We start from the raw sequence: 11,706 nt of genomic DNA on the forward strand, positions 1-11,706 counted from the left end.
GACGATTGACGGCGCACCGGCGACGAAGTCTCGTCGTCAGTGCGCGGCCGCCTGCGCCGAGCGCAGCTGTGCAAGCACCTGGTCGCGCAGCACCTCGGGTGCCGTCTCCCTGCACGCCCGGGCGATCACGTCCGTCAGCGTGCGAGCGACGAGGGCCTCGTCACGGCACGACGGGCAGTGCTCGAGGTGCTCCTGGATATCGGAATGCTGGGTCTTGCAGACCTCGTCGCGCAAGTACTCTTCGAGGTCGCGCCTTGCCTTGTCGCAGCCGCAATCGGTCATTTCGTGCTCCTCGTCGCAGCCGGGCCGATGCCCCGCTCGATCGCATAGTCGGACAGCAGTTCACGGAGCATTCGCCTGCCACGGTGCAGACGGCTCATGACCGTGCCGATAGGGGTTTTCATGATGTCGGCGATCTCCTGGTAGGCGAAGCCCTCGACGTCTGCGAGGTACACCGCCAGCCGGAAATCCTCGGGAATCGCCTGCAGGGCTTCCTTCACGACGGATGCGGGCATCCGGTCGATCGCTTCTGCCTCCGCCGAACGGCTGCTGGTCGCCGTCGTCGATTCCGCTCCCCCGAGTTGCCAGTCCTCGAGGTCGTCGATGGTGCCCTGATAAGGCTCCCGCTGCTTCTTGCGGTACGTGTTGATGTAGGTGTTCGTCAGGATCCGGTAGAGCCACGCCTTGAGGTTCGTGCCCTGCTGGAACGTCTTCCACGACCCGAAGGCCTTGACGAACGTCTCCTGCACGAGATCGGCGGCATCCGCGGGGTTGCGCGTCATGCGCATCGCCGCACCGTACAACTGGTCCATGAACGGCAGAGCCTGCTCCTCGAATTGGGTGCGCGCGTCTGCCACGGCGCTCTCGGCGCCTGCTGCCTCGTCGTTCATCACGGGCCAGTCTACGACCGCGGTATCCGTGGACACCGGGGGCCGTTCCAGGGTGGCGATCACCGGACTCCTTTCGCGGGTTCAGTAGGGTAGAACCCGATGAGTGCTGATCGGTATTCCCCCGCCCCGAATGCGGAATCCTCAGGCCCTCCGCTGGGGGCTCTCTGGCGTGCCCCGGAGGCGGCCGGTCCGCTGCAGGCGACACTGACGATTCCGGGCTCCAAGTCGCTCACCAACAGGGAACTCGTGCTCGCATCCCTCGCCGAGGGACCGGGCCGGATCATCGCGCCGCTGCACTCCGACGACTCCGCGCGCATGATCGACGCGCTGCGCGCGCTCGGCGTCGGCATCGAGACCGAACCGGGCGACAGCGAGTACGGCGACGACCTGCTGATCACGCCCATCGCGCCCTTCGTCGGCGGCGGCACGATCGATTGCGGGCAGGCGGGGACGGTGATGCGATTCGTCGCGCCGCTCGCCGGCCTCGCGCGCGGAGACGTGCACGTGACGGCGCACGAGAGCGCGCTGCACCGTCCGATGGGCGTCATGATCCACGCGCTCCGCGACCTGGGCGTCGACATCGACGACGGAGGGCACTGGGCCCTGCCGTTCACGGTGCGCGGACGCGGGCACGTGCGAGGCGGCGAGGTCGCGATCGATGCGTCGATCTCGAGCCAGTTCGTCTCCGGCCTGCTGCTGACCGCCCCGCGGCTGGATGTCGGACTGCACCTGGTGCACACCGGCACCCGGCTGCCCAGCATCCCGCACATCGACATGACGATCGAGTCGCTGTCCCACCGCGGCGTGCATGTCGAGCGTCCCGCTCCGGGCGAATGGGTCGTCGGCGCCGGGCCCGTGCGGCCGAAGGATGTGCCGATCGAGCCCGATCTCTCCAACGCCGCGCCGTTCCTCGCGGCCGCCATGCTGGTGGGCGGATCGGTCACCATCACCGGCTGGCCCGCGCACTCCACCCAGCCGGGCGCGACCCTGACCGAGATCCTGTCGCTCATGGGCGCGAGGGTCACCCGCCGCGCCGGTGCGCTGACGGTGACCGGAAACGGCGGCATCCACGGCGTCGACCTCGACCTCTCAGCCGTTGGCGAGCTCACCCCCACACTCGTGGCCCTCGCGGCGTTCGCCGACTCGCCGTCCACCTTCCACGGGATCGGGCACATCCGCGGGCACGAGACCGACCGCCTGCAGGCGCTCCGCACGGGCCTGGAGGGCCTGGGCGGGGAAGCGGAGGAGTGCGAGGACGGTATCCGCGTCGTCCCCCGCCCCCTCCGCGGGGGCCTCTGGCGCGCGCACCACGACCACCGCATCGCCACGACGGGCGCGCTTCTCGGGCTGGTCGTTCCTGGTGTCGAGGTCGATGACATCGGCACGACCGCCAAGACGCTCCCCCAGTTCACGCAGCTGTGGGAGCGGATGCTCACCGAGACCGCCGATCAGCCGGCGTCCGACCCGCAGAATCCGCGCAACGTCGCATCATGAGCTGGCTGGACGGGCCCGACGACGACGACGAGGAACCCGACTACGAGTTCCGGGTGCGGCCGAATCCGAAGGCGAACCGGCCGCGCACCAAGCGCCGGCCGGCGCACGACGATGCCAGGATCGCCCGCGTGCTGGGAGTCGACCGGGGCCGTTACACCGTGCTCGTCGCCGAAGACGCGCCGGAGGAGCATCGGGGCCTGGCGACCCGCGCCCGGGAGCTGCGCAAGACGGCGATCGTCACGGGAGACCGTGTGCGCGTCGTGGGCGACACCACCGGCGACGAGGGCACGCTGTCCCGCATCGTGGGGATCGAGGAGCGCACGTCGCTGCTTCGGCGCAGCGCAGATGACACGGACAACGTCGAACGCGTCATCGTCGCCAACGCCGACCAGATGCTGGTGGTGGTGGCCGCGGCCGATCCGGAGCCGCGCGCGCGGCTGGTCGACCGCTACCTGATCGCCGCGCTGGATGCCGGCATCCGCCCGATGCTCGTGGTGACCAAGACCGACCTCGCCGACCCGACCGAGTTCCTCGATCACTTCGAGGGCCTCGACCTGGAGGTGTTCACGAGCGCGCGGCTGGAGATGCCGCTCGAACGGATCGGGTTCGCGCTCGTCGGGCACTCGACGGTCTTCGTCGGGCACTCCGGCGTGGGCAAGTCCACGCTCGTGAACGCCCTCGTGCCCAGCGCGCTGCGCGCCACCGGACACGTCAACGTCGTCACCGGGCGGGGGCGGCACACGTCCTCCTCCACCGTCTCGTACCGCTACGAGGGACCGGCCGGCGCCGGGTGGGTCATCGACACGCCGGGTGTGCGCTCATTCGGCCTCGGCCACATCAACCCGGACAACATCCTCGCGGCGTTCACCGATCTCGCGACGGTCGCCGAGAAGTGCCCCCGCGGCTGCACGCACCTGCCGGATGCCCCCGACTGCGCGATCATGGAGGCCGTCGAGGCCGGCGAGCTCGGCGAGCGGGGAGCGGCGAGGCTGGACTCCCTGCAACGGCTGCTCCTGACTTTCGAGACGCGGGACACGCGGACGTAGAGTGGAAGCGTGACGACCACGCAGCTCGAACCCGGCTCCCCCGCTCCCGACTTCACCCTGCTCGACCAGGACGAGCGGGAGGTCTCCCTCTCGGCCCTGCGAGGGCAGAAGGTGATCCTCTACTTCTACCCGGAGGCGATGACCCCCGGCTGCACCACGGAGGCGTGCGACTTCCGCGACAGCCTGTCGTCGCTGCAGGGCGCCGGCTACACGGTCCTCGGCGTCTCCCGCGACCTGCCGGAGAAGCTGCGCGAGTTCCGCGAGAACGATGCCCTCACCTTCGATCTGCTGAGCGATCCGGACCGCGCCGTGCACGAGGCGTACGGCGTGTGGGGCGAGAAGCAGAACTACGGCCGCACGGTCATGGGCGTGATCCGCTCCACCTTCGTCGTCGACGAGAACGGCATCATCGAGCAGGCGCTCTACAACGTGAAGGCGACGGGCCACGTCGCTCGCATCCGCCGGCTGGTGGGCCTGGACGCCTAGCTCCGATCCACGGGGGCGCCCGGGCTGTCCGCATCGGGCCGCTCCCCCGCCGACGCTTCCGCCGCTGCGCTGCGTGCCGCGAGCACGAGCAGCACCAGTGCGATCACCGCAGGAGCGGCGAGCGCCAGGGCGATCGGCGGATCCGCGTAGGCTCCGGTCACCGCGCCGAGCGCGACGGCGAGGATCAGCACCTGGGTCACGACGCCGCCGGAGCGTCCCCACGACCGCCCGCGTGCGATGCCGACTGCGAAGGCGAGCACCGAGGCGGCGCCGATGAGCGTCAGCACGAGCAGGGCGACCGCCGTCGCGGGGGATGTGAGGTCACCCGAGAGGAGGGCCGTCACCTGCCACGCGGCAAGACCGACGAGTCCGAGCGCTTCGAGCCCGACGAGAAGTGCGGCCGCCGTCGCGGCCCGGTGTGTGCGCATCCCTAACTATGGGTCCTTCCGCGAAGTGTTGTTTGTCAGAAAGCTCCAGCCCTCCGTGCGAATGCTCAGCAAATCGCACAGAAACGGCTCGTTTATCCCTTGATTCACGTTACGCGCTGTGGGACGATGGTTGAAGCCATGTGCTCCCACAGCGGCGTGGGGCGAGCAATCGCTCGCAACACACCCGGGTATCCGACCCGTTCACGGGATCTGAGCACTCGCTCATCCCCCTTCGCAAACGAGGAGCACCACCATGGACTGGCGCGACAAAGCGGCCTGCCTGACAGTCGACCCCGAGCTGTTCTTCCCGGTCGGCAACACGGGCCCCGCGGTCGACCAGATCGAGAAGGCGAAAGCCGTCTGTGCTCGTTGCACGGTCACCGAGATCTGCCTTCAGTACGCGCTCGAGTCCGGGCAGGACTCCGGGGTCTGGGGCGGCCTCAGCGAGGACGAGCGCCGGGCCCTCAAACGTCGCGCCGCTCGCGCACGTCGCGCCTCCTGAGCGCTACTTCGCCGTGCGGTCGATCCACCGCAGCGGGATGTCGATCGTGACCTCCGTGCCACTGCCGACGATCGTGTGCCAATCGATGGTGCCGCCGAGCTCGCCCTGGATGAGGGTGCGAACGATCTGCGTGCCGAGGCCGCGGCCGACCTGACCCTCCGGCAGCCCGGACCCGGTGTCGCGCACGCGCACCTCGAGGCTCTCGTCCGAGCGCTCGGCGACGATCTCGACCTGACCCTCCCGGCCGGCGAGCCCGTGCTCGACGGCGTTGGTGACGAGCTCGGTGAGAGCCAGCGCGAGCGGCGTCGCGTATTCGCTGGGCAGCGTGCCGAAGGTTCCGGATGAGGAGGTCTTCGCCCGCGTGTTCGGCGCGGCGGCGACCTCGGCGACGAGGCGCAGCACGCGATCGAACACCTCGTCGAAGTCGACGGTCTGGGCCAGCCCCTCCGACAGCGTGTCGTGCACGACCGCGATGGCCGCCACTCGCCGCATCGCCTGCGTGAGCGCCTCGCGGGCCTCCTCCGAGTGCGTGCGACGCGCCTGGATGCGCAGCAGCGAGGCCACGGTCTGCAGGTTGTTCTTGACCCGATGGTGGATCTCGCGGATCGTCGCGTCCTTGGTGATGAGCTCCTGCTCCTGATGACGCAGCTCTGTGACGTCCCGGCACAGCACGATGGCGCCGATGCGCTGGCCGTGATCGCGGAGGGGGATCGCCCGGAGCGACACCGTGACGCCGCGCGCCTCGATGTCGGTGCGCCACGGCGCTCGGCCCGTCACGACGACCGGAAGCGACTCGTCGATCTGGCGCGTGGCGGGCAGGATGCCACTCGTCACCTCGATGAGCGACTCGCCCTCGAGCTCGTCGTCGAAGCCCATCCGGTTGAAGGCGGAGAGGGCGTTCGGGCTGGCGAACGTCGTGACGCCGGCGACATCGAGGCGGATCAGGCCGTCCGATGCGCGGGGAGCGCCCCGGCGCGGAGCGGTGGGAGCGGAGAGATCGGGGAAGTCACCGGAGGCCACCATGCCGAACAGGTCGTCGGCGCAGTCGTTGAAGGTGATCTGCTGACGCGACGGCGTGCGCGTCTCGCCGAGGTTGGTGTGCCGGGTGAGCACGCCGATCACGGTGGGCACCTCGCCCTCGCGCCCCATGGTGCGCACGATCGGGGCGGCGCGCACGCGGGTCGGGGTCTCCTCGAACCAATCGGGTGACGCCGAGTCGACGATGCGCGCCGCGTGGAAGGCCTCGCGCACCTGCGTGCGCCACTGCGGCCGCACGCGGTCACCGACGATGTCGCGGTAGAACAGGGTCGCCGCCCCGCTCGGGCGGGTGTGCGCGACGGCCACGAACGAATCGTCGGACGTCGGCACCCAGATCACGATGTCGGCGAACGCCAGATCGGCGAGAAGCTGCCCATCGCTGGCGAGGCGGTGCAGCCACTCGACATCGGATTCGCTGGAGCGCCCCTGCGCATAGACCAGATCGCTGAGGGTCGACACCGTTCCAGCTTAGGCGGTGCGAAGACCCTCTTCGGATTGCGCGACACCGCGGCGCCGGCGGGCCTTGGTGCCCTGGGAAGCGGATGCCGCGCCCGGCCCGACGAGGTCGCCGACGAGCCGCCGCACGGCCTGCGTCACGGCGGATCGGGGCGCCACCTCCGCGATCGGCCGGGCGGAGAGCATCGCGGCATCCGCTGCCCGGGCGTCCAGGGGCACGAAGGTGACCTGGGTGATGCCCGCGAACCGCTCCAGCGTCCGCCGAACCTGACCGCGGGCGTCTATGCCGAGGGCGCCTGGTCTGAGGCGGTTCACGACCACCGACACCGGCGTCACGCCGATGGTCGCCCGCAGCTCGTCGTAGCCGCGCAGGAAGCGCGACACCCCGAGGGGGTCGGCCGAGGCGACCGCGACCACGAGGTCGGCGGAACGCAGCGCGGCGAGCGTCGCGGCGTTGCGCCGTGGGCCGTCGAGGTCGCTCACGATCTCCTCGTCGCGCTCGAGCGAGGCCGCGACATCCACCACCACGTAGTCGGCCCACTCACGGCATGCGGCGAGGGCCGCCGTCACCCGCGCATCGCTCAGCTCCGGCCACCGGCTCGGCCGGTTGAGGCCCGTCAGCACGTCGACGGAGCCGTCGGGGTGGGTCAGGGGCGCGCTCACGCGGGTCAGTTCCCTGGCGTCGAGCCCGCCGAGCTCGGCCTGCCGGCACACGGCCGCGAACCCGGGGCCCTCATCCGCCAGCCCGAGCGCCAGCGCGAGGGACGGCCCGTGGGTGTCGGCATCGATGAGGCCCACATGGCGACCGCCACGCGCCAGTTCGACGGCGAGCTCGATCGCGAGCGTCGACCGACCGGGTGCACCGCCGGGACCCCAGACGGCGATGATCCGCGTCGGCGTGGAATCGGAGAGCGGCTCCGGCGCCGCCATGGTCGGCGCGCTCAGCGCCCGCGCGATGCGCCACGCCTCGACATCCGTCCCGAGCGGCTCTCCGAGCCCGAAGGAGCCGACCAGCCTGCGTGAGGCGGCATCATCGGCGAGGGGCAGGATGCGCACACCATGCCGGTCGCACGCGGCGACGGCCGCCGCGGTCAGCGTCTCGCGGCTCGCGTGCAGCACGAGCGCGTCGGCCTCGGCGAGCACCGACCACACGGCCGCCGCCTCGCCCCCGAGTGCCACATCGGCCGCGGCGTCGGCGAGCGCTTGTGGCGCCAGCGTCGCGAGCACCTCGACGCCCTCGGCCCGCAACTCCGCGGCGAGCCGGGTGGCGTGATCGTGCGCGATGACCACCCGCGCGAGCGGCGCCGAGGGGGCGCCGATCACGGGGCGTCCGCTCCGCCGGTCGGCACGACGGACAGTGCCGAGGCGGCGGCCACCTCCGCGAGCGCTTCGGCGACCTCGGCCCGCGGGATGACGAGTTCGAGCATCGCGGAACCGCCTCCGATCATGGTGTCGTCCCGCGTCACCGCGGCCACCGTGGCGTCGGCGATCAGGATGCGGGGAGTGTCGTAGGTTCCCCGCTCCACCAGCGGCGCGCTCCAGAGCTCGACGCTCGATCCGGGCTCGATGGAGCTCGGCACGTCCACGGCGCTGCGGACGACGATCGTCGTGGAGCGGGATGCGGTCGCATCGCCGACCGCGCTGGCCGGGACGAGCTCGCCGTCCTCGATCGTGCGCGTCGCGATGAGTCCGTCGCCGAGGCGGTCCGGGGTGAGGTACGCATCGCCGACCTGGCCGAGCGCGACATCCACCACGCGCAGTTCGTCAGCGGTGACGGTCTCGCCGACGACGATCGTGCGGTCGGCGGCGAACACGGGGGCGGTCTGGCGAGCAGAGGCGACGACGAACCACACCCCCGCGATGGAGGCGATGATCAGAAGGATGCCGATGAAGAAGCGGGCATCGCCCCAGAAGGCGCGGCGCCGAACGGGATGCGGATGGCTCATGCAGGCAATGGTCGCAGGGGCCGCCGATGTGCCCTGGATGTTATCCACAGCCCCTCGGGCCCCGGAGCCGACCCCCTCTCCCGGCGCCATAATGGGTGACATGCCCGTAGACCCGACCTCCGGCGTGCGCTACCTCGCACCCGCGCAAGTCGCCGAGCTTCTCAGCATCTCGGTCGATGAGGTCGTTGCGCTCGTGCAGGAAGGCCGTCTGCGGGGCGCCCGCCTGGGTTCGCCCGCCCGCTGGCGCGTCGAAGAGGCGAGCGTCGCCGACTACCTCGATGATCAGGTCGAGGAGGCGCGTCGCATGGCGCTCTGGAACGAGTCCAACGCCGCGAGCTTTCCCGAGGTGTGGGGCTCCCGCACCGCGCGCGGCGACTGAGCGGCGCGCACCGACACCACCTCCGTCACGACACGGAAAGCGAGTTCGCACCGTCCAGCCGTGCCCACGCGATGGCTGAGAACGGCACGAGCCGGTAGCCCAGCACGTCACCGGCACGGCGGGGAGCGCCTGGTTCGTGCAGGGCGACATCCAGATGATCGGCGCCCGCGCGGTCGATGGTTCCGGTCAGCACACGGCCGGACAGGAGACCCACTGAAACGGGCGCGCGCCGCCGCGCGACATCCCTCATCACGAATCCGAACGTCATCCGCTCGGACAGGCCGGCGCGCGCGTCGAGCGGGCGAGCGGTGCGCAGCAGCTCGCCGTACGCCAGTCCGACCCCCCGGATGCCGGCCAGCGGCACGATCGTGATGCCCCACCGGCCCCCGTCCGCGGGAACGGCCGCCAGCCAGTCGGCACCGAGCGCCTGGATGCGGGCCGAGAGCGTCGTGCCGTCCGCCAATTCCAGCGACGGAGGAGCCACATCGTCCGTCGACCTCGCTCCCACGAGCGCTGCCAGCCGCGACCGCAGCTCCATCCGCGAGAGCCGCAGGCGCTCCGCCTCCGTGTCGAGCGCGGCGCGTTCGGCCTCCCATTCGGAGGCCAGCTGATCCTCGAGGTCCTCGAAGAAGAGATCCCAGCGCACCTTTCGAAGAGTAGGGCAAAGGTCACGACCCCATCACAAGTTATCCACAGGAGCCGTTCCGGTTCCTGAGTGTGCTTTGCGATGTGTTGTACTTCTCGGACCGTCTCCCCCCTTACCCGATAGGCACCGATGGCAATGCCGCCCTCGGGCTCTGCAGCCCGCCCTTACGCGCAGTTCGGCGACCCCGCCGCACTGCACGAGTACTTCACTCATCAGCGCACCTCGTCCGAGGCGCTACCCGATCCGGAACCCCTTCTCACCAACCTCACGCGCGGTGTGCTGGAGGTGCTGGCCGGCGTGCGCGAAGTGGACCAACTGGCACGCTGGCTCACAGAAGACGCGTACCGCAAGCTCGTCGGTCGCGCGAACCTCGCCACCCGCGCCCGCAGCGCCCGCGGGGTTCCGGCTTCCCGCCCGAAGCACGCCATCCTCTCGGTCCGGCACACGTCGCCCGCGGACGGCGTCGTCGAAGCGGTGGTCATCGTGGCGGGTCCGGCGCGAACGCGCGCCGTGGCGATCCGGCTCGAGGGCATGGATCGCCGCTGGCGCGCGACCTCCCTCGCGCTGCTCTAGCCTCCCGGACCCGGGTCGGCCTCAACGGAGCGGCCGGCCCGCTCACGTCTCCGCAACGCATGACTGAACCGGTCCCGGCCTCGGCCGGGGCGCGGGATCACTCCTCCGCGTCGATGAGGTCGAGCAGGTCTTTCAGCGCGTCCCGGATCTCGGTGTGGTCGTGCTGCCCCGCCCGGCTCTCTCCGGAGATCACCCCCGAGCGGTGCACCTTGCGGAAGTCGCCGAAGGGAAAGCTGTACGCCTGCTTCGTCTCGCGGTTCTCGCCCTTGTCGATGCCGAGGTGCCAGTGCGAGTACTCCGTCCAGCCCTCGCGCTCGATGAACGCATTCTCCTCGTCGGCGGTCGGGGCGGCTTCCGACCAGTCGTCGCGCTCGTCCTTCACGACCTTGCCGTCTCGCACCAGAGCGCGCGCATTGCGCAGCGCCGGTTGATTGAGTTCGATTGCCATGCCCGAACGCTACGCCGACCCTCGCTGCGCCACAGGGGGTTGCTCGCCCGCGGCGGACGGGCTAGCCGTCACTGCCGGTAGCCGGCGAGGAAGTTGCCGAGGCGCTCGATCGCGTCCGTGAGCACGCGCGCCTCCGGAAGCGTGACGATGCGCAGGTGGTCCGGTGTGGGCCAGTTGAATCCCGTGCCCTGCACCAGCAGGACGTGTTCGCTGACGAGCAGGTCGTAGACCAGCTTGCCGTCGTCGCGGATCTCGTGGACGTTCGGATCCAGACGAGGGAACGCATACAGGGCGCCCTCCGCACGGTGGCAGGTCACTCCGGGAATCGCCTCGAGACCCTGCCACGCTGCATCCCGCTGCTCGTGCAGTCGGCCCGACGGCGCGATCAGGGCGTCGATCGACTGCACGCCGCTGAGGGCCGCCTGCACGGCGTGCTGGGCGGGAACGTTGGGGCAGAGTCGTGTCGACGCGAGGAGGTTGATGCCCTCCAGGAACCCCTTCGCGTGCTGCTTCGGGCCGGTGATCGCGAGCCAGCCCGAGCGGTAGCCGGCCACCCGGTAGGTCTTGGAAAGACCGTTGAAGGTGAGGCACAGCAGCTCGGGCGCCAGGGTTGCGAGCGGAATGTGCACGGCGTCGTCGAAGAGGATGCGGTCATAGATCTCGTCGGCGAGGAGCAGCAGCGAATTCTCCCGGGCGATCTCGACGAGACCCTCGAGCACCTCGCGGGAGTACACCGCCCCGGTCGGATTGTTCGGGTTGATGACGACGATGGCCTTCGTGCGCGGGCTGACCTTGGAGCGGATGTCCTCCAGGTCCGGCTGCCATCCGGCGTCCTCGTCGCAGAGGTAGTGCACCGGGGTGCCGCCGGCCAGGCTCGTCATCGCGGTCCAGAGCGGGTAGTCCGGAGCCGGGATCAGCACCTCATCGCCCTCATCGAGAAGCGCCTGCATCGTCATCGTGATCAGCTCGGAGACGCCGTTGCCGAGGAAGACGTCGTCCGGATCCAGACGTGGGAACCCCGGAACGTCCTCGTAGCGGTACACGATGGCCTGACGGGCGGGCAGGATGCCGCGGCTGTCCGAGTACCCGTGCGCGTGAGGGATGGAGGCGATCATGTCGCGGACGATCTGGTACGGCGCCTCGAACCCGAAGGTCGCGGGGTTGCCGGTGTTGAGCTTGAGCACCGAGTGCCCCTCGGACTCCAGCCGGGCGGCCTCTACGAGGGCGTTGCCGCGGATCTCGTACAGGACGTTCTTCAGCTTCGACGACTGGTCGAGCGGACGGAGGGTGCTCATCGGATCAGGATATCCTCGCCCCCACGCGGCCAATCGACCGACGGTGGCCGGGTCGGGGCGCACGCACGCACGATCGCGC

The 11,706-nt window shown here is 70.4% G+C and carries 15 protein-coding genes; 6 read left to right on the top strand and 9 right to left on the bottom strand.

All coding sequences use genetic code 11. The features are described 5' to 3' along the window. Positions 1–36: 36 nt before the first annotated feature. Entirely contained in the window at positions 37–282 is a 246-nt protein-coding gene (locus ACPW96_RS06310) for a zf-HC2 domain-containing protein (protein ID WP_425817261.1), read from the bottom strand. Further along, the gene (locus ACPW96_RS06315; protein WP_425882596.1) at positions 279–890 is read right to left on the bottom strand and encodes a sigma-70 family RNA polymerase sigma factor; all 612 of its coding nucleotides are present in this window, start codon (positions 888–890) and stop codon (positions 279–281) included. Before ACPW96_RS06315 ends, ACPW96_RS06310 begins: the two co-directional genes overlap by 4 nt. A gap of 99 nt (positions 891–989) precedes the next feature. Between ACPW96_RS06315 and aroA the strand changes: the two genes are divergently transcribed. From aroA to bcp, 3 genes are read left to right on the top strand one after another with little or no spacing between them, the layout of a single operon-like run. Then, positions 990–2,384, top strand: a complete 1,395-nt coding sequence (gene aroA / locus ACPW96_RS06320; protein ID WP_425882383.1) for a 3-phosphoshikimate 1-carboxyvinyltransferase — start codon at positions 990–992, stop codon at positions 2,382–2,384. Further along, complete coding sequence (gene rsgA, locus ACPW96_RS06325; protein ID WP_425882384.1) at positions 2,381–3,430, top strand: ribosome small subunit-dependent GTPase A; 1,050 nt, start codon at positions 2,381–2,383, stop codon at positions 3,428–3,430. The genes aroA and rsgA overlap by 4 nt, the downstream gene beginning before the upstream one ends. Before the next feature lie 9 nt (positions 3,431–3,439). After that, a complete protein-coding gene (gene bcp / locus ACPW96_RS06330; RefSeq protein ID WP_425817253.1) occupies positions 3,440–3,916 on the top strand; it encodes a thioredoxin-dependent thiol peroxidase in 477 nt (158 codons plus the stop codon). Here the strand turns inward: bcp and ACPW96_RS06335 are convergent. After that, positions 3,913–4,344 carry a hypothetical protein gene (locus ACPW96_RS06335; protein ID WP_425882385.1) on the bottom strand — a complete coding sequence of 144 codons (432 nt, stop codon included), beginning with the start codon at positions 4,342–4,344 and terminating at the stop codon, positions 3,913–3,915. The genes bcp and ACPW96_RS06335 overlap by 4 nt on opposite strands. A 253-nt stretch (positions 4,345–4,597) precedes the next feature. On the opposite strand from ACPW96_RS06335, the gene ACPW96_RS06340 reads away from it, so the two are divergent. Beyond that, on the top strand, positions 4,598–4,846 hold the full coding sequence (locus ACPW96_RS06340) for a WhiB family transcriptional regulator (protein ID WP_036295594.1): 249 nt from the start codon (positions 4,598–4,600) through the stop codon (positions 4,844–4,846). 3 nt (positions 4,847–4,849) lie between these two features. Here the strand turns inward: ACPW96_RS06340 and ACPW96_RS06345 are convergent, their stop codons facing one another. From ACPW96_RS06345 to ACPW96_RS06355, 3 genes are read right to left on the bottom strand one after another with little or no spacing between them, the layout of a single operon-like run. Beyond that, positions 4,850–6,343: a sensor histidine kinase gene (locus ACPW96_RS06345; protein WP_425817248.1), complete on the bottom strand. Its 1,494-nt coding sequence runs from the start codon at positions 6,341–6,343 to the stop codon at positions 4,850–4,852. Positions 6,344–6,352: 9 nt separating this feature from the next. Next, positions 6,353–7,663, bottom strand: coding sequence for an AAA family ATPase (locus tag ACPW96_RS06350; RefSeq protein WP_425882386.1), 1,311 nt, complete (start codon positions 7,661–7,663; stop codon positions 6,353–6,355). Beyond that, positions 7,660–8,286, bottom strand: a complete 627-nt coding sequence (locus tag ACPW96_RS06355; RefSeq protein ID WP_425817244.1) for a hypothetical protein — start codon at positions 8,284–8,286, stop codon at positions 7,660–7,662. The genes ACPW96_RS06350 and ACPW96_RS06355 overlap by 4 nt, the downstream gene beginning before the upstream one ends. 100 nt (positions 8,287–8,386) lie before the next feature. Here ACPW96_RS06355 and ACPW96_RS06360 point away from each other — a divergent pair, with 100 nt between their 5' ends. Further along, positions 8,387–8,665: a helix-turn-helix domain-containing protein gene (locus tag ACPW96_RS06360; RefSeq protein ID WP_425817242.1), complete on the top strand. Its 279-nt coding sequence runs from the start codon at positions 8,387–8,389 to the stop codon at positions 8,663–8,665. A 25-nt stretch (positions 8,666–8,690) separates the two neighbouring features. Here the strand turns inward: ACPW96_RS06360 and ACPW96_RS06365 are convergent, their stop codons facing one another. After that, positions 8,691–9,311: a hypothetical protein gene (locus ACPW96_RS06365; protein WP_425817240.1), complete on the bottom strand. Its 621-nt coding sequence runs from the start codon at positions 9,309–9,311 to the stop codon at positions 8,691–8,693. A 129-nt stretch (positions 9,312–9,440) separates the two neighbouring features. Here ACPW96_RS06365 and ACPW96_RS06370 point away from each other — a divergent pair, with 129 nt between their 5' ends. Continuing rightward, entirely contained in the window at positions 9,441–9,884 is a 444-nt protein-coding gene (locus ACPW96_RS06370) for an Rv3235 family protein (RefSeq protein WP_425882387.1), read from the top strand. 97 nt (positions 9,885–9,981) lie between these two features. On the opposite strand, the gene ACPW96_RS06375 is transcribed toward ACPW96_RS06370, so the two are convergent. Further along, entirely contained in the window at positions 9,982–10,332 is a 351-nt protein-coding gene (locus ACPW96_RS06375) for a hypothetical protein (protein ID WP_425882388.1), read from the bottom strand. Positions 10,333–10,400: 68 nt separating this feature from the next. Continuing rightward, positions 10,401–11,627 (bottom strand): pyridoxal phosphate-dependent aminotransferase, encoded by a 1,227-nt coding sequence (locus tag ACPW96_RS06380; protein WP_425882389.1) that lies wholly within the window; start codon positions 11,625–11,627, stop codon positions 10,401–10,403. Between the last annotated feature and the right edge of the window lie 79 nt (positions 11,628–11,706).

Source organism: Micromonospora sp. DT81.3 (genome assembly GCF_049847225.1).
Lineage (GTDB): Bacteria > Actinomycetota > Actinomycetes > Actinomycetales > Microbacteriaceae > Microbacterium.

Coding starts and splice junctions, on each gene's coding strand:
- ACPW96_RS06335 (WP_425882385.1), bottom strand. CDS start 4,344: ATGCGCACACACCGGGCCGCGACGGCGGCCGCACTTCTCGTCGGGCTC.
- ACPW96_RS06315 (WP_425882596.1), bottom strand. CDS start 890: ATGAACGACGAGGCAGCAGGCGCCGAGAGCGCCGTGGCAGACGCGCGC.
- ACPW96_RS06360 (WP_425817242.1), top strand. CDS start 8,387: ATGCCCGTAGACCCGACCTCCGGCGTGCGCTACCTCGCACCCGCGCAA.
- ACPW96_RS06375 (WP_425882388.1), bottom strand. CDS start 10,332: ATGGCAATCGAACTCAATCAACCGGCGCTGCGCAATGCGCGCGCTCTG.
- ACPW96_RS06340 (WP_036295594.1), top strand. CDS start 4,598: ATGGACTGGCGCGACAAAGCGGCCTGCCTGACAGTCGACCCCGAGCTG.
- aroA (WP_425882383.1), top strand. CDS start 990: ATGAGTGCTGATCGGTATTCCCCCGCCCCGAATGCGGAATCCTCAGGC.
- ACPW96_RS06380 (WP_425882389.1), bottom strand. CDS start 11,627: ATGAGCACCCTCCGTCCGCTCGACCAGTCGTCGAAGCTGAAGAACGTC.
- rsgA (WP_425882384.1), top strand. CDS start 2,381: ATGAGCTGGCTGGACGGGCCCGACGACGACGACGAGGAACCCGACTAC.
- ACPW96_RS06355 (WP_425817244.1), bottom strand. CDS start 8,286: ATGAGCCATCCGCATCCCGTTCGGCGCCGCGCCTTCTGGGGCGATGCC.
- ACPW96_RS06310 (WP_425817261.1), bottom strand. CDS start 282: ATGACCGATTGCGGCTGCGACAAGGCAAGGCGCGACCTCGAAGAGTAC.
- ACPW96_RS06370 (WP_425882387.1), top strand. CDS start 9,441: ATGGCAATGCCGCCCTCGGGCTCTGCAGCCCGCCCTTACGCGCAGTTC.